We start from the raw sequence: 19,624 nt of genomic DNA, 5'->3' as shown, positions 1-19,624 counted from the left end.
GCCCCTCCCCGCGCTAGGCTGAACCGCCGCGACAGGAAGGAATCCGATGACCAATCCCGGCGATTGCCCGAAATGCGGCAGCCAGTTCAGCGAGGGCCATATCGCCGACCATCTTATGATCGGCTCTGTGGTCAGCACCTGGGTCGAGGGCGCACCGGTGGGCCTCCTCGCCGATATCACGCGCGGGGGCACCGAACGCCACAAAATCCGGGCATGGCGCTGCACCGGTTGCGGATATCTCGAAAGCTACGCGCCTAACGCTCGCGCATGATCCGCTCGACGCGGGCGGTGAGGTCGTCGACCGCGAAGGGCTTGGTCAGCACTTCCATGCCATGCTCGATATGGCCGTGGTTGAGCACGGCGTTCTCGGCATAGCCGGTGATGAACAGCACCTTGAGGCCGGGTCGCCCCGCCCGCGCCGCGTCCGCCACCTGTCGCCCGTTGAGCCCGCCCGGCAAGCCGACATCGGTGATCAGCAGGTCGATCCGTTCGGCACTCTCCAGCAGCTTGAGGCCCGCCGGACCGTCTGCCGCTTCCAGGCAGGAATAACCGAGCTCGCCCAGCGCATCCACGATCAGCATCCGCACCGTCGGCTCGTCGTCGACCACGAGCACGATCTCGCCTTCATGGCTGGCAGGCGCCGCAACGCTGCCCGGCGCCAGCCCCGGCTCGTCTTCGTCGCCCGGATAGCGCGGCAGGTAGACGCACACCATCGTCCCCTGGCCCAGCTCGGAATAGATCCGGACCTGGCCATGGCTCTGCCGCGCGAAGCCATAGACCATCGACAGGCCCAGGCCCGTCCCCTCGCCCAGCGGCTTGGTGGTGAAGAAGGGATCGAATACCCGGTCGAGTATCTCCTTCGCGATGCCCGTGCCGGTGTCGCTCACGCAGACTGCGACATATTGGCCCGGCTCCAGCCCCCGCTCGCGCGCGGTGCGGTGGTCGAGCCACTTATTGCCCGTCTCGATGGTGATCTTGCCGCCGCCCGGCATCGCGTCACGTGCGTTGATGCAGAGGTTCAGGATCGCGTTCTCGAGCTGGTTGGCGTCCACCAGGGTGGGCCAGAGCCCTCCTGCCGCCACCGTCTCCACTTCGATCGCCGGCCCCACGGTGCGGCGCACCAGCTCGACCAGGTCGGAGAGCAGCCGGTTGATCACCACTGCCTTGGGCGAAAGCGTCTGGCGCCGCGAAAATGCGAGCAGCCGATGCGTCAACGCCGCGGCGCGCCGGGTCGCCCCCTGGCCCGCCGCAAGATATTTCTCCACCTCGCGGCCGCGCCCCTGCGACAGCCGCGTCCCGATCATCTCGAACGCCCCCGATATGCCGGCGAGCAGATTGTTGAAATCGTGCGCGATCCCGCCGGTGAGCTGGCCCACCGCCTCCATCTTCTGCGCCTGGCGCAGCGCCTCCTCGGCGTGGCGGAGCCGCTCCTGCTCGCGCAGCCGTTCGCTCACATCGTAGACGAAGGAAAAGGCGCCGATCTTGCGCCCCTCGGCATCGCGCAGCGAGCTGAAGCGCTGCTCGTAGAAATGGAGCGCACCGTCGGGCGCTTCATATTCGACGATGTTCGAATAGCCGTCCTCGGCCAGCGCGCGCTCCCATACGCCGCGCACCTTGTCCTGGTGCGCATGGCCCTCGAGCAGATCGACCTGCCGCGCGCCGATCTGCGGCTGCACCCCGAAGATCCTCTCGAACTCGACCATCGCCGCGTTGTTCACCGCAACCCAGCGCCCTTCCATGTCGACCACCTGGACAAAGGCTTCGCTGCCGTTGACGATATCGGCAAGTACCGCGCGTTCGGCCAGCGCCTCGGCCACGCGCGCTTCCAGCGTGCGGTTGAGCGCAAGCAGGTCCCTCTCCGCCCGGCGCCGCCCGGTCACGTCCTGGAACAGCACCGCAACCTGCCTGCGGCTGGGCGGTTCGATCCGGAAGGCCGATAGCGAAAGATAGCGCCCGGTCGCCTCCAGCTCGCGCTCGAAGCGGATCGGATTGCCCGTGCGCAGCACGTCGCCATAGCGCGCGATCCAGTCGTCCGCCTCGTCCGACACCATTTCCCGCAGCCGCTGCCCCACCACATCGGGTATGCCCGCATGCAACGCATAGGCGGCGTTGGCCTCGACATGGACATAGTCGCTCATCGGCCCGTGCGGTCCGTCGAGGAACTCGATGATGCAGAATCCCTCGCCCATGGTGTCGAACAGCGTGCGGTAGCGCAGGTCGCTCTCGTCGCGCAGCTTGAGCTCGCGCCGGAGGTTGAGCTGGTGCATCACCTGATGCCCGAGCACTTCGAGCGTGCGGCGCTGGAGGTCGTCGAGGCCACGGGGCTTGGCATCGAGCACGCACAAGGTTCCGATCGGCAGCCCCTCGGCGGTGCGCAACTGGGCACCCGCATAGAAGCGGATGTGCGAATCGCCAGCCACCAGCGGCGTTTGGGCGAAGCGCGGATCCTGCGAGGCGTCGGGCACGAGCATCAGCTCGTCCTGGAGCAGCGCGCTCTCGCAGAACGACATATCGCGATCCATGCCGAGCAGGTCCACGCCATGCGCCGCCTTGAAGAACAGCCGGTCGTTGCCGACGAAGCTCACCAGCGCGATCGGCGCCTCGCAAATGTCGGCCGCCAGCCGCACGACCTCATCGAACGCCGGCTCGCGCGGCGTATCGAGGATCTCATATGCCTCCAGCGCTTGCAGCCGCAGCCGCTCGCGATCTTGCCGCTCCTCCGTCATCAGGCCGGATCGCCGCCCTCCTTTCCGCGCTGCCCGTCGGCTTCGCGTTGCTAGGACGCATCTTGCCCGATTTTGTTTCGTCGCGCGAACGAAAGCGTCAATAGCCGCCGGGTGCCAGGTCGCTGAACTTGGTGAACTGGCGATCGAAGCGCAGGTCGACCGTGCCGGTGGCGCCGTGGCGCTGCTTGGCGATGATCACGCTCGCCTTGTTCGCCACCTGGAGCTGATGGTCGTGCCAGGCCTGGTATTTGGCGATCTCGTCGGGCGTCGAGTTGCCGTCGGGGGCCTTGGGCGCCTTGAAGTCGTGATAATATTCGTCGCGGTACACGAACAGCACGATATCGGCGTCCTGCTCGATCGAGCCCGATTCGCGCAGGTCCGAAAGCTGCGGCCGCTTGTCCTCGCGGCTTTCCACCGCACGGCTGAGCTGGGAGAGCGCGAGCACCGGCACGTGCAGTTCCTTGGCCAGCGTCTTCAGGCCGCGGCTGATCTCCGAGATTTCCTGCACGCGCCCGTCGCCCGATGCCTTGGCCGAGCCGGTGAGCAGCTGGAGATAGTCGACCACCACGAAACCGATCTTGTGCTGGCGCTTCAGCCGCCGCGCCCGGGTGCGCAGCGCGGCGATGGTGAGGCCGGGCGTGTCGTCGATATAGAGCGGCAGCCGCTCCAGATCGCCTGCCGCGCGTGCGAACTTCATGAACTCGGGGCCGGAGATATTGCCCGTGCGCAGCTTTTCCGAACTGACTTCCGACTGTTCGGACAGAATACGCAGCGCCAGCTGATCGGCCGACATTTCGAGGCTGAAGAATGCGACCGGCGCACCGATCGACTTCTCCTCGGGGATGCCGGCCTCCATGTCGTCGAGATAGCGCTTGGCCGCATTGAACGCCATGTTGGTGGCGAGCGAGGTCTTGCCCATGCCCGGGCGCCCGGCGAGGATCAGCAGGTCCGATCGGTTGAGGCCGCCGGTCATCGCGTTGAAGTCGGTCAGGCCCGAAGTGATGCCCGAAACGCTGCCGCCCGAGTTCATCGCCCGCTCGGTATGGCGCACCGCCACCGTCGCGGCGCGGGTGAAGCTCTTGGCGCCGGTATCCTCGCCGCCCTTTTCCGCGACTTCATAGAGCTTGAGCTCGGCCTGCTCGATCTGCTTGGCCGGATTGATCTCCTGGCTGGTGTCGAGCGCATTGTCGACGAGCGCCCGGCCGACGCCCACCAGCGCGCGCAGCATGGCGAGATCGTAGACCTGGTCCGCGAACGCACGCGCACCGATCAGGCTGGCCGGATTGCCGGTCAGCTGCGCCAGATAGGCCGGGCCGCCCAGCTCCTTCATCGCCGCGTCGGCCGCGAACAGCGGCTTGAGCGTCACCGGGGTGGCCAGCCGGTTGTCGCCCACCAGCGTCGCGATCGCGTCGTAGATCCGGCCGTGCAGCGGCTCGAAGAAATGCTCGGGCCGCAGCTTCTGGAGAACATCTTCCGCGACTCGGTTGTCGATCATCATCGCGCCGAGCAGCGCCGCCTCCGCCTCCACGTTCGCAGGCAGGCTCAGGCCCTCGGGAGAATCGGGAATCGGAAGGGGGATAGGCTGCGCCATGACTCTCCTGTGACGCGCTCGTCCGGCGGCATCAACGTTGCGTGCTTGTGGATAACGGGCATGACCGGATAGGAGCCGGTCATGGCCGATCCGCGCATCATAGACGTGACGCTCGACGAACGCACTATCCTTTGGCGCTCGGCGGACATCGAGCAGGAACGCCGGATCGCGATCTTCGACCTGCTCGAGGAGAACAGCTTCGCGCCGCAGCGCCCGCAGGCGGACGGCTATGCCGGCCCCTACAAGCTCCACCTCGCCGTGCAGGAGGGGCGCCTGGCGCTGGAGATCAAGCGCAAGGACGGCGCCCTGCAGGAGGCGCTGATTCTCGGCCTCGCTGCCTTTCGGCGCCCGATCCGCGATTACTTCGCCATCTGCGACAGCTATTATGCCGCGATTCGCAACGCCACGCCCGCTCAGATCGAGACCGTCGACATGGCGCGGCGCGGCATCCACAACGACGCGGCGTCGCTGCTCAAGGAACGGCTGGAAGGCAAGATCGAGGTGGATTTCGACACTGCCCGCCGCCTGTTCACGCTGATCTGCGTGCTTCACATCAAGGGCTAGACAGGTGCACCTCCGCGTTCTCGCGCGCCGGCTGCGCTTCGTCGTGCCGGGGCTGATCCTTCTGGGCCTGCTCGGCTGGAGCGCATGGCTGTTCGCCTCGCGCTGGCGCCCCTCGCCCGGCGATTTCCCCGTGCAAGGGGTCGACGTGTCCGAAGAAGCCGGGCCGATCGAATGGTGGACCGCCAAGAAGGCCGGTATCGACTTCGCCTATATCCGTGCCACCACCGGCGCCGATGCACGCGACCTGCGCTTCCCGGAAAACTGGCGCTGGACGTTCGAGGCCGGTATCCGCCGCGGGGCGCTTCACGTCTATTCGCTGTGCCGACTCGCCGCCGACCAGGCAGGCAATTTCATGACGACGGTGCCGCGTTCGGGCGATCAGCTGCCGCCCGCGGTGGAAATCGATTTCCAGCCCGATTGCCCGGCCCGGCCCGAGCGCCAGGTCGTGCTCGGCGAGCTGGGGCGCTTCCTCCACGATGTCGAGACGCATATCGGCAAGCCTGCGATCCTGATGGTCTCGAGCCGCTTCGAGAGCCAATATCGCCTCGGCGATGCCTTTCCGCGCCTGCTCTGGGCCCGCCAGGCCTTCTTCCCCCCCTCGTATTTCGTGCGGCCATGGTCGATATGGCAGGCATCGCGCCACCGCCGCATCGAAGGCATCGGCGCACCGGTCAATTGGGACGTGATGGCGAAATGAGCGAAGTGAACCCCAGGGCGCTGATCGAGGCCGCGCGCGCGGCGTCGAAACATGCCTATGCCCCCTATTCCAATTTCGCGGTCGGCGCCGCGGTGCTGCTCTCGGACGGGACCATGGTGACCGGCGCCAATTTCGAGAATGCGAGCTACGGCCTGTCGCTCTGCGCCGAGACGGTGGCGCTGGCCAAGACGAGCAGCGAGGGGCGCCTGGCGGAGGTCGTCGCGATCGGCGTGATCGGCGGCCGGATGGGCCATGCGGACACCGCGCCGGTGAGCCCGTGCGGTCGCTGCCGCCAGATCATCAACGAAGCCGCGCAGCTCGGCGGCCACGACCTGCCGGTATTCTGCGGTGGTGCCGCGGGCGACGAGATCGCCGCGTACACGCTCTCGCAGCTGCTCCCCGCCGCATTCGGGCCGCGCGACCTCGGCATGGTCTGAGCCGGGCCGGCGCGACGGGGACTTGCCCTGTCGCGCGCTTCCGGCAAAACCGGCGCCATGATCCTTTCAGACCGCTGGATTCGCGAACAGGCCCTCTCCACCGGGATGATCGAGCCCTTTGTCGAGGCGCAGCGCCGCGAGGGCTGCATCAGCTACGGCCTCAGCTCCTATGGCTATGACGCGCGCGTCGCCGACGAGTTCAAGATCTTCACCAATGTCGATTCGGCGGTGGTCGATCCCAAGGATTTCGCGGCGAACAGCTTCGTCGATCGCAAGACCGACGTCTGCATCATCCCGCCCAACAGCTTTGCGCTGGCCCGCACCGTCGAATATTTCCGCATCCCGCGCGATACCCTGGTCATCTGCCTCGGCAAGTCGACCTATGCGCGCTGCGGGATCATCGTGAACGTGACGCCGCTCGAGCCCGAATGGGAGGGGCACGTCACGCTCGAATTCTCGAACACCACGCCGCTCCCCGCCAAGATCTATGCGAACGAGGGCGCGTGCCAGTTCCTGTTCCTCAAGGGCGATCAGCCCTGCGAGACCAGCTATGCCGATCGCGCGGGCAAATATATGGGCCAGCGCGGCGTCACGCTGCCGCGGCTCTAGGGCTTTCCCGAAAATGAAATCGGCGCCGCGATGGGGCGGCGCCGCTTGTTGGCCGCCGGCCGCGCATCACGCAGCCAGGCGGCGGGAAATGGGCTCAGCGCGCGCTCAGCTGGAGCGTGCGGATATATTGAAGCCCCTTGTTGGCGATCGCATGCGAAGTCGACACGCGGTCCGCCGAGAGGTCCATCTCGAAGTCGCGCTGCTCGAGCACGCGCAGATAGAGCGCCCGCGCTTCGGACGTGCGTCCGGTCTGCGCATAGACCGCGGCTAGATTGAGCAGCAGTTCGGGCTGGTCGGGATCGAGGCGAAGCCGGCTGTTGAGCTGCTGCTCGGCCTTCGAGAAATTGCCGTCGAAGATCGCGGCACTGGCGACAGGATCCCCGTTGCCACGCTGGGCCTGCGCCGGAAGCGCGGCGAGCGCGAACGGGGCGGCGGCAAGGACAATGAGCGCGATGCGCATAACTCCTACTCCTTCTATTACGCCACAAAGACAGTTTTGTGACTCTTTGAAGTCATTAGTGTTACACTTCCGCGTCAGGCATACAAGCCACTTGTCGCATGCGTCCGGGCTCCGGAGCAAAAAAGAAAGGCGGCCCCGAAGGACCGCCTTCCCTTGTCTCAAATCCGGCCCCGCTGGGGCGGCGGATCAGAAATCGTTGCGATACTGCTCGTTGCCGACGAAGCCGAGCTTGTTCACGTTCGCACGCTTGATGATCGCGAGAACCCGGTCGACGACTTCGTAACGCGTCTGCGGGTCGGGCTGGAAGTGCAGCTCCGGCTCCGGCGACATCTGCAGCGTCTGATCCAGATACTGGCGCAGCGTCACGTCGTCGATCGGCGCGCTGTTCCAGTAAACCTGGCCCTGCGCATCGATATAGACCTTGTTCTTCTCCGGCTCGACGATGTTCTGCGGCTTGCTGTTCGACTGCGGAAGGTCGACCTTCACCGCGTGCGTCTGAATCGGGATCGTCATGATGATCATGATCAGGAGCACCAACATGACGTCGATCAGCGGCGTCGTGTTGATTTCCATCATCGGGCCGTCGTCACCGCCGCCGCCCACGCTCATACCCATAGTCTAAACTCCTTTGAGCAGGCCGTCAGAGACGGACCGTGGCCGAGCCGGCGGGCGGTTCGGAAATGAAGCCGACCTTGACGAAACCCGCCATCTGCATGGCGAAGATCGTGCCGCCGATGCAGCGGTAGGGCGTGTTCACGTCGCCGCGGATGTGCACTTCGGGAAGCTCGAGGCCGGCAGCGTTGATGCCGCCCTGCTTGTCGATTTCCTTCTTCAGCTTCTCGACCGCCTTGTCGACCAGTTCCTTGCTCGTCACCGGGGTCATGCCCCAGAACACTTCGCACTTGCCGCCATTGGCCGTGACCGAGAGCGAGACGTTCTCGGGCTTGGTGGTCGTCGGCTCGAACTGAACCTTGGGGAGCTCCAGCTTCACCGTCTGGATCACGACCGGAACCGTGATCAGGAAGATGATGAGGAGCACCAGCATCACGTCGACGAGCGGCGTGGTATTGATGTCCGACATGGGAGCGTCTTCACCGCCCCCGCCTACGCTCATCGCCATTGCGCGCTATCCTATCCTTCTAATCCAAGCTCCGGCCGAAGCCGGAGCCGGACCGCGCATCCCGGGGAATGCGCGGCCCGCATATTCCAGATCGCTTAGGCGCGCGGCGCGGTGCTGGTCGTCGCGGCCGGAGCGGCCTTGGCGGGAGCAGCCTTGGCGGCGGCCGGACGGACGCGGCCGTCCGAAGCGAGATAGCCGAGCAGATCGTTCGAGAACGCGTTCAGGCTCTCCGAGATCTTCTTGTTGCGGGCCTGCAGCCAGTTGAAGGCGAGCACGGCCGGCACGGCGACGGCGAGACCGACGGCGGTCATGATCAGCGCTTCACCGACCGGACCGGCGACCGCGTCGATCGACGCCTGGCCAGCGGCACCGATCTTCACGAGCGCGCGGATGATGCCGATAACGGTACCGAACAGACCGATGAACGGCGCGGTCGAACCCACGGTGGCGAGGAACGACAGGCCGCTCTTCAGCTGCGAGTTGATCAGGTCCTCCGAGCGGGCGAGCGAGCCGTGCAGCCAGTCATGCGCCTCGACCGGATCGGTCAGCTTCGAGTGCTGCTCCTGGGCGGCCAGGCCGTCGTCGACCAGCTGGCGATAGGCCGAGTTCTTCTCGAGCTTCGCCGCGCCTTCGCGCAGGCTGTTGGCGTTCCAGAAGCCGGCGCGGACGCGCTTGGCCTGGTTGAGGATCTTCTGCTGCTCGAACAGCTTGGTGAACAGGATGTAGAGCGAGAAGAACAGCATCAGCACCAGGATGCCGAACACCGTCTGCGAGATCAGGCCGCCCTCACGGAGCGCCGGAATCAGGCCGTACGGATTTTCCTTGGGCGCCGCGGCGGCGAGAATGGTCGTGAGCATTGTCGGTTCTTTCCTCTAACTAAATAGCGCTTTTTATCCAATCGCCCGACGCGCCCCGCGGGGAGCGCGCCGGTGAAACACACGGGCTAGCTCGGGATCTTCCAGGTGAAGCTGCCGTTATAGGGTGCAGGGATCTTGTTCCCGCTCTCGTCCTCGGCCGGATTGAACCGGGCGCGGCGCTTGAGCAGCGAGCAAGCCGTGCTGTCGAGAACGGACACGCCGCTCGAACCCGTCACGGTGCAGTTGGTCACCTTGCCCGTCGCGTCCACGTCGAGGCGGAAGCGGACGGTACCGGCCTGCTCAGCGCGCAGCGCCGCGGCAGGATAGTCGTCGTCCGTCACCCAGCCCTGCGGCGAGCCACGCGGCGTGAGCTTCTTGGCGATCCGCGGCGGAGCCGGCGGCGGCGGCGGAGGAGCCGGCTGCGCAGGCGGAGCCGGCGGCGTGATCGGCGGCGGCGGCGGGATGATCGACGTGGTCGGGATCGGCGGCGCCTGGGTAGGCACCGGAACCGCGGCCGGCGGCACGACGATCTGGGTGGGCGGCGGCGGCACCGGAGTATCCGGCGGCGGCGGCGGCGGCGGCACTTCCTCGGGCGGGGGCGGCGGCTCTTCCACGTCGAACGTGTTCAGCTTCTCCGCCTGCTTCTTGATATATTGATATGCAAGGCCCGTGACGAAGGCGTACCCCATGCCAGCCACGATGATCGCGACCAGTATGATCGCGATGACGCGACTGCCACTTGTATTACGGTCAGCGTAAGACATCCGGCAACGTCACTCCTCTAATCCTGACATGCAACCCCGTGCGGCGGGATTCTGCGACCCGTGCACAAGCCTGCCCGCCGTGCGCTATATGCGTCATGATCGGCAGCGGGCGAGTCTCTATCGCGCGCACCGGGTGGACGCAAACCCTTTGTCGGACAATCAGGGCGTACGGTCGCCCAACGGCAGAATTATTTCTGTATAGCCGTGGCACAATCCGGTAATCCGAACGATATGAACCGCACCTTTCCAGCCATGTTTTCTTGCGCGATTGCGCTCGGTGCACCCTTAGGTGCAGCCGCTAAGCCCCAGCAAACGCAGGCACAAACCGCCGCCGTTTTACCCAGCTACGCCACCTTGGCGCGGCAAGTGACCACGGCCCCGCTGATCATTGACGCGCACATCCGCAAGGCCGACCGGCTGAAGCCCGAAGAATCGCCCGGTCTGGCCGCCGGCGCGGCCCGTTTCCTGGTCGAAGCCGATGTTTCCGCCCTGATTCGGGGCAACCAGGCCATGGCTACGCGCATCACCTACACGGCCGATGTTCCGCTCAATGCCAAGGGCAAGCCGCCCAAGCTCGCCAAGCTGCGCGTGCTCCTGTTCGCCCGCCCCGTCCCCGGCCGCGCCGGCATGGTGCAGCTCACCGGATTGCAGAGCCAGATGAACTGGTTGCCCGAGCTGGATGCCCAGATTCGCGCGATCACCAAGGACGCGCTTGCAGCCGACGCGCCCCCCGCGATCACCGGCGTCGGCAATGCCTTCCACGTGCCCGGTTCGCTGCCCGGCGAGGGCGAGACCCAGGTCTTCCTGCAGACCGCGAGCGGCGCGCCCGTATCGCTCCAGATACTCCGCCGTCCGGGCGAGGCGGCGCGCTGGAGTGTTTCATTGGGGGACATTGTCGACGAATCGGCGGGCGCGCCGAGCGCGAACAGCTTCCTCTGGTACCGTCTCGCCTGCGGTCTGCCGCGCAGCCTGCCGGCCGAGAGCGTCGAGTCGGATGATCCCCAGAACGCCGCGAAGGCGCGCGAGGACTATCAATTCGTCCTGCGCTCGCTGGGGCCTTGCGCCTGAATTCGAGCGTCGCCCCGGCAAGGGCCGGGGCGACGGCTATTTCCGGTCGCGCACCAGCGTGATGCCGATCGATTCGCCCTGCTCGGCAATGGCGAGCTTGACGATGCGCACCTCGACCCGCCGGACCCGCGCATCGCCGACGAACAGCGTGTCGCAGATATGTTCGGCCACGGCCTCGACCAGCGTGAAGTGCACGTCCTTGGGCAGCGCGTCGGTCGCCGCGTGCTTCACGTCCATATAGTTCTTCGAAGCCTTGAGCGGCGTGTCGGGTTCGAAGCGCTCGGGCATGGCGATGTCCACCGTTACCGAGATGCGCAGCGGCTGCGGCAGGTGCGTCTCTTCCGAATAGACGCCGGTGAGGACTTCGACTTCCAGGTCATGCACCTGGAGCTGGAGGGAATCGGACAAGTGGCCTGGGCCTTTCAGGGAGGACAGGCCGCGCCCAATAGCAGATGCGCGCGCCCGCGAAACCCCGCCCCTCCGCGCGTGCGTGCGGCGCAACATGCGGTGCAGATATATTCAGTATTGCGAAAGCGCCGATCGGCGCTATCTCGCGCGGCCCCGAGTTCGATCTCGGGGCGTTACGAAGGGAATATATGAAGTGATCGCATTGCTGCCGCTCGAGACCATGGACCCTCAGGCCGTCGAGACTCTGCTCGACCGTGCTTTTGGTCCGGGCCGACGCGCGCGCACTGCGTACCGGGTCCGCCTGGGCACTTCCGAGATTCCCGAACTCAGCTTCGCCGCGGTGGCGGACGATGGCAGCCTGATCGGCACGATCCAGTGCTGGCCGGTCGCGCTCGAATGCGACGGCGGCGGCAGCGCGCCGATGGTGATGGTGGGGCCCGTCGCGGTCCAGCCCGATCGCCAGCAGGGCGGCATCGGCCGCATGCTGATGGAGCGGATGCTCGAAGCTGCGGAAGGCTCGCCGCTTCCCGGCGCCGATGCGCTGATGCTGGTCGGCGACCCCGAATATTATGGCCGTTTCTTCGATTTCACTGCGGAAAGGACCGGCGGCTGGCGCCTGCCCGGCCCGTTCGAGCCCCGCCGCCTGCTCGCGCGCGGCGCCGGCGTACCGGCGGGCCCGGGCATGGTCGGGGCCCGTCTTCGACGTGCCGCCTAAGCGTTGAGTGTCGCTTCCGGGGCTTCCAAAACAGACCTTTGTCTGCTTGGGTCCCCGGCATGGCTGATCGTCCGCCACGCCGCCTTCATGCCCTTCGCTCCCCGGATCGTCGGGCATGCGGGAAACGGGGCCTTTGCGGCGTATGTTTCGTAAACTTCCGCGGCCCCGTCCGCCCTGCCGGCTGAAGCGAATCGATGCCTCCCCCGCCTCCACCCGACTTCGCCAGCCTCTCGCTCGCCGAGATCGCACGCCTGGCCCAGGAGAACCGGCTGCCGCCGGTCGACAGCTGGAACCCGGCGCATTGCGGGCACAGCGACATGCGCATCGCCCGCGACGGCACCTGGTTCCACCAGGGCTCGCCGATCGGCCGCATGCCGATGGTGCGGCTGTTCTCGACAATCCTGCGCCGCGAAGCCGATGGGCGTTTCGTCCTCGTCACGCCCGTCGAAAAGCTGGATATCGACGTTGAAGACGCGCCGTTCGTCGCAGTCGAGATGAAGCGCGAGGGCGAAGGCCCGGGCATGAAGCTCGCCTTCCGCCTGAACACCGGCGAACTGGTCGCCGCCGGCCCCGATCGCGGCCTGCGCTTCGAGGAGCGCGAGGACGGCCCTCGTCCCTATCTCCATGTCCGCGGCGGGATCGAGGCGCTGGTCGCGCGCAGCGTCTATTACGAACTGGCCGAGCTCGCCCTGGCCAATGGGAGCACGCCCCCCGGCATATGGAGCAACGGCAGCTTCTTCGCGCTGGAGCCCGGTGCATGAGCCTGGCCGATCGCCTGCGGGCCGCGCTTGCGGCCGATCACTCGCCGCTGCTGCTGCCGGGCGACCATTACGACTTCGACCCCGCGGTGCAGGGCAATCCCGCCGCGGTGCTGATCGCAGTCACCGATCGCCGCGTCCCTGGCGTGATCCTCACCCAGCGCACCGAGACGCTGCGCCGCCACGCCGGCCAGGTCGCCTTTCCCGGCGGCCGCATCGATCCGGGCGACGACGGCCCGATCGGCGCGGCGCTGCGCGAGGCACAGGAGGAGATCGCGCTGCCGCCCGCTATCGTCGATGTGGTCGGCGTCGCCGACAGCTACCGTACCGTCACCAACTATGTCGTCACGCCGGTGATCGGCGTGGTCCCGCCCGACCTGCAGCTCACGCCGTCCGAGGCCGAAGTAGCCAGCGTCTTCGAGGTGCCGCTCGATTTCCTGCTCGATGCCGCCAACCAGCGCGAACAGGTGACCGAATATCAGGGCCGCGAGCGACATTATTACGAGATACTCTGGCAGGATCGCCGGATCTGGGGGGCGACGGCTGCGATGCTGGTCAATCTGTCGAGGCGGCTGCAATGGGCGGTATGACCCTTCCCGACGCCGAATGGCGCCATCGCGCCGGGCTGGCGCAGCTGGTCGAGGTGCTTGCCGACGTGCGCTTCGTCGGCGGATCGGTGCGCGATACCCTGCTCGACATCCCCGTCTCGGATCTCGACGTCGCCACGCCGCTCGCGCCCGAACGCGTGGTCGAGCTGCTCAAGGGCGCCGGCATCCGCGCCGTTCCTACCGGCATCGGCCACGGCACCATCACCGCGGTGCTGGAGAGCGGCCCGGTCGAAGTCACCACGTTGCGCCGCGACGTCTCGACCGACGGGCGCCGCGCCACCGTCGCCTTCACCGACGATTGGCGCGAGGATGCCGCCCGCCGCGACTTCACGATCAATGCGCTCTATGCCGATCCGGCGACCGGCGCGATCTTCGACTATTTCGGCGGCCTGGCCGATCTCGAGGCGCGGCATGTCCGCTTCATCGGCGATCCGCTCCAGCGCATCGCGGAGGATCACCTGCGCATCCTCCGCTTCTTCCGCTTCCTCGCCCGGTTCGGCGACGTGGCGGACCCGGCGGGGCTGGCGGCCTGCACGGCCCGCTCCAGGGACCTGATGGCACTCAGCCGCGAGCGGATCGCCGACGAGCTGCTGAAGCTGCTCATCGCGCGCGACGCCGTGCGGGTGGTCGAATTGATGATCGCACACGGCATCTTCGCGCCCGTGCTGCCCGAGATCGTGTCGGCGGCGCGCTTCACCCATATCGCCGCCCGCGAAACCGCAGCCGATGTCGCGCCCGATGCGATCCGCCGCCTCGCCGCGCTGATTCCGGCCGATCCCGTGGTGGCGGAGCAGGTCGCGGCACGGCTCAAGCTCTCCAATGCCCAGCGCCGGCGCCTCGCCGCCGCCGCGGTGGCCCCCCAAGGCACGCCGCATGCCCTTGCCTATCGCGCCGGTGCCGAGGCCGCGCTCGACCAGCTGCTCCTGTCGGACCGTCCGCTCGCCGATGCGCTTGCGGTTCGCGACTGGCAGCCGCCGCGCTTCCCGCTCGGCGGCGGCGCCATCGTCGCGCGCGGGATCAAGGCCGGGCCCGAAGTGGCGCGGCTGATGAAACAGGTCGAGCAGGCCTGGATCGCCGAGGGTTTTCCCGACGCGGACCGCGTGTCGGCCCTTGCCGACGAAGCGGTGGCTCAGGCCTTGGGTTCGCCGAGCAGCGTCCAGGCCTCGTCGCGTTCGAGCGCGCGCGAGTAGAGAAAGCCCTGGCCATAGGTACAGCCCAGCGCCGCCAGGGTCTGGGCGAGCTCGTTGGTCTCGATGCCCTCGGCGGTGGTCTGCATGCCCAACGCCTGTGCGAGGCTGAGAATGGCGCGGACGATCGCGATCTTGTCGCGGTCGGCCAGCATGCCGGAGACGAAGCTGCGGTCGATCTTGAGCAGGTCGATCGGCAGCTTCTGGAGATAGGCGAGATTGGAATAGCCGGTGCCGAAATCGTCCATCGCCAGCGTGGCGCCCATGTCCTTGAGGGCGTGCATCGTCTGGGCGATGCGGTCGGGATCGGTGACGATCGCGCTCTCGGTGAGTTCGAGAGTCAGGCGTTTGCCGTCCACCCCGTGCCGCTCGAGCGCGCCCCTGACCATGGCGGGGATATGATCGCGCTGCAGCTGGATCGCGGACAGGTTGACCGCCACCTTGATGTCGCAATCGCCGCCCGAGGCGCGGTCCCAGGCCGCGATGGTCTGCGCCGCTTCCTCCATGGCCCAGCGGCCTAGCGGAATGATCAGGCCCGATTCCTCGGCGACCGGAATGAAATCGTTGGGCGATAGGCGCACCCCATCTTCGGTGGTCCAGCGGGCCAGCGCCTCGAACGACGTGATCTTGCCGGTCGCGAGGTCGCAGATCGGCTGGTAGCAGAGCGTCATCTGCCCGTTTTCGATCGCCCGACGCAGTTCGGTCTCGATGCCGAACTGTTCCCGGGCGATGTCGAAGGTGTGGGTCTGGTACATCTCGGTACGACCGCTCTTCTTCGCCCGCTTCACCGCGAACTGGGCGTTGCGCACCAGGTCCTCGGGATCGCCGTCATTGTCGGCGCCCAGGGCGATGCCGATCGAGCAGTCCACCCGGATCTCGAAGTCCGAGAGGCGAAACGGGTTGGCCAGCGCCGCCTGGATGCGCTTGGCCACGTGCAGCGCATCGCCCGGCCCCTCGTCGAGCGTGAGCAGCACGCCGAACTCGTCGCCGCCCATCCGGGCCAGCGTGTCGCGGCTGCGCAGCGCACCCTTCAAACGGCGCGCCACCGTGATCAGCAACTCGTCGCCCGCCAGGCCGCCCATACAGGCGTTGACGCGGCTGAACCGGTCGAGATTGACCACGAGCACCGCGAAGTCCCGCGCATTCTCCGTGGTGATCGCGTGCTCCAGCGCATCCGAGAATCCGGCGCGATTGGGCAGGCCGGTGAGGCTGTCGGTCGCCATTTCCCGGCGGAGGCTGTATTCCGTGCGCAGTTCCGAAGTATGGTCGACCAACGTGACCATGCACCGCGGAAAGGCCCGGCGGTCGGCGCGCTTGGCGAGCATCACCCGGAAGTGGCGGGCATCGACTTCGTCGCCGAACTGCCAGCTGATCTCGCACTGGATTTCGCTCGATTCGATGAAGCGGCGCAGGCGCGGGCCAAGCAGGCGAATGAGCGGCGATTCGCCGGCGACGGTGCCGAGCCCGGCGAGCCGGAAGGGCCGGTTCACCGCATCGAAGACGAAGCCGTGCTCCTGCAGCTCGATGATCGCGGCCGGCACCGGCAGCATGTCGAGCATCATCGCGGAAGCGCCCGGACCGAAGGCAAACGAATCCGCCGGCTGCGGCAAGGGCAGCGGAGCCGCGACACGGCTTTTCTTCGTCCTGGCGAAAACCATCGCCTCCGGCCTAGCCCCGATTGGTTAAGACCGCCTGAAACAACAGCGATTAGAACGAGATCAGAAACGATTGTCGCGCGGAAAACCGTTGGGTGCCATCCGTCCCGCCGCGCCCCGCGCCGCCCGCCAGGGCGAGAGGTCGGTTTCGGTGCGCGTCCGGCCGCTCTCGCCGCCCATCGCCCAGCTCAACCCCTCGGCCATCCGGAACGTCCGCACGTCGCTCAGGCCGCCGTCACGGTAGCGCTGCAGCTGCACGCCCTGCCCGCGCGCCAGCTCGGCGACTTCGCCGAGCGGGAAGACGAGCAGCTTGCGATTGTCGCCCACCACGGCCACCGCATCGTCCTCGGTGCCGACCGGCCTGACCAGCTTCAGATGCGCGCCGGCCCGCGGCGTCACTACCTGCTTGCCCTTGCGGGTCTCGGCGACCACGTCCTCGGCCTTCACCACGAAGCCGCGCCCGTCGTCTGCCGCGACCAGCAGCCTGGCCGCCGAACTCGCCGGCAGCAGGGCGACGATGTTCCGCTCGCCCTCCAGGTCGATCATCAACCGCACCGGCTCGCCAAAGCCGCGTCCGCCGGGCAGCTTGTCCGCCGCCAGCGTGTAGAAACGGCCATTGTCGGCGGCGAGGAGCAGCTTGTCGGTCGTCTGGGCGTGGAAGGCGAGATAGGCGGCGTCGCCTTCCTTGAACTTCAACGCCTCGCCCGACAGGTCCTCGACATGCCCCTTCATCGCGCGGATCCAGCCGCGCGCCGAGAGGATCACGGTGATCGGCTCGCGCTCGATCATCGCCTCCAGCGGAATCTCGCGCGCCGGCGCCGCTTCCTCCACCAGGGTGCGGCGCTTGCCGAGCGGGGTGTCCGATCCGTAGCGCTCGATCATCTTCGCCAGGTCGCGCTTCATCCGGGTCCGCTGACGCGCATCGGACGAGAGCAGCAGCTCCAGCTCGGCCTTCTCCTTCTCCAGGGCCTCCTGCTCGCGCTTGAGTTCCATCTCCTCGAGCTTGCGCAGCGAGCGCAGCCGCATGTTGAGGATCGCCTCGGCCTGGCGATCGGTGAGCTGGAATTCGGCGATCATCACCGGCTTGGGCTCGTCCTCGGTACGGATGATCTCGATCACCCGGTCGAGGTTGAGGAAGGCGACGATATAGCCGCCGACCAGTTCCAGCCGGTCGGCGATCTTCGCCACCCGGTGCTCGGACTTGCGGCGCAGCACCACGAACTGATGCTCGATCCAGGCGAGCAGCGCTTCCTGCAGGCTCATCACCCGCGGCGTGCGATGCTTGTCGAGCACGTTCAGGTTGAGCGGCACGCGCGTCTCCAGGTCGGAGAGGCGATAGAGGCTGTTGATCAGGTCCTCGGCCACCACGGTGCGGCTGCGCGGCTCGAGCACGATGCGGATATCGTCCGCGCTCTCGTCGCGCACGTCCGCCAGGATCGGCAGCTTCTTCTCGTTGATGAGCTCGGCGATCCCCTCGATCAGCTTGCCCTTCTGGACGCCGTACGGGATCTCGGAAACGACGAGGTGCCAGCCCCCGCCCTTCTCGGTCACCTTCTCGATCTTGGCGCGGACCCGGAAGCCGCCGCGGCCGGTATTGTACGCCTCCGCGATCGCCGCCGGGCTGTCGACGATGATGCCGCCGGTCGGCAGGTCCGGGCCCTGCACATAGTCGAGCACATTCGCCTGGGGATTGTCGATCAGCGCCACTGCGGCGTGCATCAGTTCGGCGGCGTTGTGCGGCGGGATGCTCGTCGCCATGCCCACCGCGATGCCGGCGGCGCCATTGGCAAGCAGGTTGGGGAACAGCCCCGGGAAGAGCTCGGGCTCCTCGTCCTCGCCATTATAGGTGGGACGGAAATCGACGGCATTCTCGTCGAGCCCGTCCATCAGGTCGATGGCGACCTGCGTGAGCCGCGCCTCGGTATAGCGATAGGCGGCCGCGTTATCGCCGTCGATATTGCCGAAATTGCCCTGGCCGTCGACCAGCGGATATCGGAGGGCAAAGGTCTGGGCGAGGCGGACCATCGCGTCATAGACCGACTGGTCGCCATGCGGGTGGTATTTGCCGATCACGTCGCCGACGACGCGGGCGCATTTCTTGTAGCCGCTTGCCGGATCCAGCCGCAGCAGCCGCATCGCCCAGAGCAGGCGGCGGTGCACCGGCTTAAGCCCGTCCCGAACGTCGGGCAGCGAGCGCGCGGTGATCGTCGAGAGCGCGTAGACGAGGTAGCGCTCGGAAAGCGCGCTGTCGAAGGGAACGTCGGAAGGCGTGCCGGGGTCTTGGAGTTCGGTATCGAGGCTCATTGCCGCACCCGGATAGCAGCAGCCGAAGCAAAGCGCCAAGCCGGACGATCCAATCGCGTGCATTCGCCGAGGCGACATTCAACCGCCTGGTTTCGCATTCCGATGCGCAACCATCCGGTTGCGGCGCGCCCCAGGGACGGCCGGCGCGCGCGATGATTTTCGAAAGGGAGGGCCATTCCGGAACTAAAGCAGAACATGGGCAGCTTTTCCAGAGGCCCTGCATCGCGCGCGCGCCGGAGCAATCTCACGCTCGCACCCAAGTTATGCACATAATTCTGACGATAACCATCCGATATTCGCCGTACACTTGCCAATATCTTGCCATAAATCGACGCTTCGCAAGAATATCCCAGGAATACAGGCAGCGGAGGCAATTTTTTTGAGGGATAAATACGGGTTCTTCGAAACCGTTCCGTCTCCGAAACACAGGGGAATTCGAACGAAAGTAAGATCATGCGTAACTCATTCCTGATTCTCGCCGCCGTGACTTGCCTCGGCGGCGCGCAGACTGCCTTTGCTCAGGAAACCGAAGACCGGGAAACCGGACGGGCTCCCGCCCAGGCCTTTGCGGGCCCGCGGGTCGAAGCCACGATCGGCCTCGACCAGAGCGGCGACGATGCCTTTTTCGGCAAGGAACTGACCGGCATGCGCGCCGGCGGCGCGATCGGTTATGACGTCGCCGTCGGCAAGCGCGTCACGATCGGCGTCGAGGCCGGCATCGGCTGGATGGTCGCCGGCAACACCAAGCTCGGCCCCTTCCCGCCCCGCGACACGAACACCTACGCGATGAGTGCCGGGCGCGACATCGATGTCTCCGGACGCATCGGCTACGCGTTCAGCCCGAGCACGCTGCTCTACGGCAAGGTCGGCTGGGCGGACCAGAGCTATGGCGCGCGCTCCAGCGCGGGCAAGGACTATGGCGACAAGAAGTCCAACGGGTTGCGGCTCGGCGCCGGTCTCGAGCAGAAGCTCACCTCGAACGTCTATGCCAAGGCGGAATATCGCTACACCCGATATGGGGACGTCGGAAACATCAAGAACGATCGCCATCAGCTGCTGACCGGCATCGGCGTGCGCTTCTGAGCGCATGCGGGGG

Annotated in this window: 21 protein-coding genes; 11 read left to right on the top strand and 10 right to left on the bottom strand. The window is 66.7% G+C overall.

Features of this window, described 5'->3' with window-relative positions; genetic code table 11:
* Positions 1–46: 46 nt before the first annotated feature.
* Positions 47–271 carry a hypothetical protein gene (locus tag BGP17_RS02620; RefSeq protein WP_286710912.1) on the top strand — a complete coding sequence of 75 codons (225 nt, stop codon included), beginning with the start codon at positions 47–49 and terminating at the stop codon, positions 269–271.
* On the opposite strand, the gene BGP17_RS02615 is transcribed toward BGP17_RS02620, so the two are convergent.
* Complete coding sequence (locus BGP17_RS02615; protein ID WP_286710911.1) at positions 255–2,726, bottom strand: ATP-binding protein; 2,472 nt, start codon at positions 2,724–2,726, stop codon at positions 255–257. The genes BGP17_RS02620 and BGP17_RS02615 overlap by 17 nt on opposite strands.
* Before the next feature lie 97 nt (positions 2,727–2,823).
* The gene (locus BGP17_RS02610) at positions 2,824–4,317 is read right to left on the bottom strand and encodes a replicative DNA helicase (RefSeq protein WP_167299169.1); all 1,494 of its coding nucleotides are present in this window, start codon (positions 4,315–4,317) and stop codon (positions 2,824–2,826) included.
* 81 nt (positions 4,318–4,398) lie between these two features.
* On the opposite strand from BGP17_RS02610, the gene BGP17_RS02605 reads away from it, so the two are divergent.
* Genes BGP17_RS02605 through dcd form a run of 4 tightly spaced genes read left to right on the top strand, consistent with a single transcriptional unit; the run spans position 4,399 to position 6,624 of the window.
* Positions 4,399–4,881, top strand: coding sequence for a UPF0262 family protein (locus tag BGP17_RS02605; protein ID WP_167299170.1), 483 nt, complete (start codon positions 4,399–4,401; stop codon positions 4,879–4,881).
* 4 nt (positions 4,882–4,885) lie between these two features.
* Positions 4,886–5,578, top strand: a complete 693-nt coding sequence (locus tag BGP17_RS02600) for a GH25 family lysozyme (RefSeq protein ID WP_286710910.1) — start codon at positions 4,886–4,888, stop codon at positions 5,576–5,578.
* Positions 5,575–6,015, top strand: coding sequence for a cytidine deaminase (locus BGP17_RS02595; protein ID WP_167299172.1), 441 nt, complete (start codon positions 5,575–5,577; stop codon positions 6,013–6,015). Before BGP17_RS02600 ends, BGP17_RS02595 begins: the two co-directional genes overlap by 4 nt.
* 57 nt (positions 6,016–6,072) lie before the next feature.
* Complete coding sequence (gene dcd, locus BGP17_RS02590) at positions 6,073–6,624, top strand: dCTP deaminase (protein ID WP_086129970.1); 552 nt, start codon at positions 6,073–6,075, stop codon at positions 6,622–6,624.
* Positions 6,625–6,718: 94 nt separating this feature from the next.
* Here the strand turns inward: dcd and BGP17_RS02585 are convergent, their stop codons facing one another.
* The 5 genes from BGP17_RS02585 to BGP17_RS02565 all read right to left on the bottom strand — a co-directional run bounded on the left by BGP17_RS02585 (position 6,719) and on the right by BGP17_RS02565 (position 9,825).
* Positions 6,719–7,084, bottom strand: a complete 366-nt coding sequence (locus tag BGP17_RS02585) for a tetratricopeptide repeat protein (protein ID WP_086129971.1) — start codon at positions 7,082–7,084, stop codon at positions 6,719–6,721.
* Between the two features lie 186 nt (positions 7,085–7,270).
* Positions 7,271–7,693, bottom strand: a complete 423-nt coding sequence (locus BGP17_RS02580; protein ID WP_086129972.1) for an ExbD/TolR family protein — start codon at positions 7,691–7,693, stop codon at positions 7,271–7,273.
* A gap of 31 nt (positions 7,694–7,724) precedes the next feature.
* The gene (locus tag BGP17_RS02575) at positions 7,725–8,204 is read right to left on the bottom strand and encodes an ExbD/TolR family protein (protein ID WP_286710909.1); all 480 of its coding nucleotides are present in this window, start codon (positions 8,202–8,204) and stop codon (positions 7,725–7,727) included.
* 95 nt (positions 8,205–8,299) lie between these two features.
* Positions 8,300–9,061: a MotA/TolQ/ExbB proton channel family protein gene (locus BGP17_RS02570; protein WP_086129974.1), complete on the bottom strand. Its 762-nt coding sequence runs from the start codon at positions 9,059–9,061 to the stop codon at positions 8,300–8,302.
* Between the two features lie 86 nt (positions 9,062–9,147).
* A complete protein-coding gene (locus BGP17_RS02565) occupies positions 9,148–9,825 on the bottom strand; it encodes an energy transducer TonB (protein WP_167299173.1) in 678 nt (225 codons plus the stop codon).
* Positions 9,826–10,056: 231 nt separating this feature from the next.
* On the opposite strand from BGP17_RS02565, the gene BGP17_RS02560 reads away from it, so the two are divergent.
* Positions 10,057–10,893 (top strand): hypothetical protein, encoded by an 837-nt coding sequence (locus tag BGP17_RS02560; protein ID WP_286710908.1) that lies wholly within the window; start codon positions 10,057–10,059, stop codon positions 10,891–10,893.
* A gap of 36 nt (positions 10,894–10,929) precedes the next feature.
* Here BGP17_RS02560 and BGP17_RS02555 read toward each other — a convergent pair whose 3' ends face one another.
* Positions 10,930–11,301, bottom strand: a complete 372-nt coding sequence (locus BGP17_RS02555; RefSeq protein ID WP_167299174.1) for a dihydroneopterin aldolase — start codon at positions 11,299–11,301, stop codon at positions 10,930–10,932.
* 193 nt (positions 11,302–11,494) lie between these two features.
* Here BGP17_RS02555 and BGP17_RS02550 point away from each other — a divergent pair, with 193 nt between their 5' ends.
* From BGP17_RS02550 to BGP17_RS02535, 4 genes are all read left to right on the top strand, one after another.
* On the top strand, positions 11,495–12,016 hold the full coding sequence (locus BGP17_RS02550) for a GNAT family N-acetyltransferase (protein WP_286710907.1): 522 nt from the start codon (positions 11,495–11,497) through the stop codon (positions 12,014–12,016).
* A gap of 194 nt (positions 12,017–12,210) precedes the next feature.
* Positions 12,211–12,777, top strand: a complete 567-nt coding sequence (locus BGP17_RS02545; protein WP_286710906.1) for a DUF1285 domain-containing protein — start codon at positions 12,211–12,213, stop codon at positions 12,775–12,777.
* Entirely contained in the window at positions 12,774–13,364 is a 591-nt protein-coding gene (locus tag BGP17_RS02540) for a CoA pyrophosphatase (RefSeq protein WP_286710905.1), read from the top strand. The genes BGP17_RS02545 and BGP17_RS02540 overlap by 4 nt, the downstream gene beginning before the upstream one ends.
* On the top strand, positions 13,352–14,572 hold the full coding sequence (locus tag BGP17_RS02535; RefSeq protein WP_380926248.1) for a CCA tRNA nucleotidyltransferase: 1,221 nt from the start codon (positions 13,352–13,354) through the stop codon (positions 14,570–14,572). Before BGP17_RS02540 ends, BGP17_RS02535 begins: the two co-directional genes overlap by 13 nt.
* Here the strand turns inward: BGP17_RS02535 and BGP17_RS02530 are convergent.
* Complete coding sequence (locus BGP17_RS02530; protein ID WP_286710904.1) at positions 14,512–16,128, bottom strand: putative bifunctional diguanylate cyclase/phosphodiesterase; 1,617 nt, start codon at positions 16,126–16,128, stop codon at positions 14,512–14,514. The two genes, BGP17_RS02535 and BGP17_RS02530, sit on opposite strands and share 61 nt — an antisense overlap.
* Positions 16,129–16,287: 159 nt before the next feature.
* Positions 16,288–18,528 carry a DNA topoisomerase IV subunit A gene (gene parC, locus BGP17_RS02525; protein ID WP_286710903.1) on the bottom strand — a complete coding sequence of 747 codons (2,241 nt, stop codon included), beginning with the start codon at positions 18,526–18,528 and terminating at the stop codon, positions 16,288–16,290.
* A 453-nt stretch (positions 18,529–18,981) separates the two neighbouring features.
* Between parC and BGP17_RS02520 the strand changes: the two genes are divergently transcribed.
* Complete coding sequence (locus BGP17_RS02520; protein WP_286710902.1) at positions 18,982–19,611, top strand: outer membrane protein; 630 nt, start codon at positions 18,982–18,984, stop codon at positions 19,609–19,611.
* Positions 19,612–19,624: the final 13 nt, after the last annotated feature.

It is taken from the genome of Sphingomonas sp. 67-41 (assembly GCF_001899725.1).
GTDB lineage: Bacteria > Pseudomonadota > Alphaproteobacteria > Sphingomonadales > Sphingomonadaceae > Sphingomonas > Sphingomonas leidyi.
Note: the sequence above shows the minus strand (reverse complement) of the source record. Positions and strands in the feature narration are given on the sequence as shown.

Coding starts and splice junctions, on each gene's coding strand:
- BGP17_RS02595 (WP_167299172.1), top strand. CDS start 5,575: ATGAGCGAAGTGAACCCCAGGGCGCTGATCGAGGCCGCGCGCGCGGCG.
- BGP17_RS02535 (WP_380926248.1), top strand. CDS start 13,352: ATGGGCGGTATGACCCTTCCCGACGCCGAATGGCGCCATCGCGCCGGG.
- BGP17_RS02585 (WP_086129971.1), bottom strand. CDS start 7,084: ATGCGCATCGCGCTCATTGTCCTTGCCGCCGCCCCGTTCGCGCTCGCC.
- BGP17_RS02575 (WP_286710909.1), bottom strand. CDS start 8,204: ATGGCGATGAGCGTAGGCGGGGGCGGTGAAGACGCTCCCATGTCGGAC.
- BGP17_RS02540 (WP_286710905.1), top strand. CDS start 12,774: ATGAGCCTGGCCGATCGCCTGCGGGCCGCGCTTGCGGCCGATCACTCG.
- BGP17_RS02520 (WP_286710902.1), top strand. CDS start 18,982: ATGCGTAACTCATTCCTGATTCTCGCCGCCGTGACTTGCCTCGGCGGC.
- BGP17_RS02620 (WP_286710912.1), top strand. CDS start 47: ATGACCAATCCCGGCGATTGCCCGAAATGCGGCAGCCAGTTCAGCGAG.
- BGP17_RS02605 (WP_167299170.1), top strand. CDS start 4,399: ATGGCCGATCCGCGCATCATAGACGTGACGCTCGACGAACGCACTATC.
- BGP17_RS02565 (WP_167299173.1), bottom strand. CDS start 9,825: ATGTCTTACGCTGACCGTAATACAAGTGGCAGTCGCGTCATCGCGATC.
- BGP17_RS02560 (WP_286710908.1), top strand. CDS start 10,057: ATGAACCGCACCTTTCCAGCCATGTTTTCTTGCGCGATTGCGCTCGGT.
- BGP17_RS02610 (WP_167299169.1), bottom strand. CDS start 4,317: ATGGCGCAGCCTATCCCCCTTCCGATTCCCGATTCTCCCGAGGGCCTG.
- parC (WP_286710903.1), bottom strand. CDS start 18,528: ATGAGCCTCGATACCGAACTCCAAGACCCCGGCACGCCTTCCGACGTT.
- BGP17_RS02570 (WP_086129974.1), bottom strand. CDS start 9,061: ATGCTCACGACCATTCTCGCCGCCGCGGCGCCCAAGGAAAATCCGTAC.
- BGP17_RS02530 (WP_286710904.1), bottom strand. CDS start 16,128: ATGCTCGACATGCTGCCGGTGCCGGCCGCGATCATCGAGCTGCAGGAG.
- BGP17_RS02615 (WP_286710911.1), bottom strand. CDS start 2,726: ATGACGGAGGAGCGGCAAGATCGCGAGCGGCTGCGGCTGCAAGCGCTG.
- dcd (WP_086129970.1), top strand. CDS start 6,073: ATGATCCTTTCAGACCGCTGGATTCGCGAACAGGCCCTCTCCACCGGG.
- BGP17_RS02545 (WP_286710906.1), top strand. CDS start 12,211: ATGCCTCCCCCGCCTCCACCCGACTTCGCCAGCCTCTCGCTCGCCGAG.
- BGP17_RS02580 (WP_086129972.1), bottom strand. CDS start 7,693: ATGAGCGTGGGCGGCGGCGGTGACGACGGCCCGATGATGGAAATCAAC.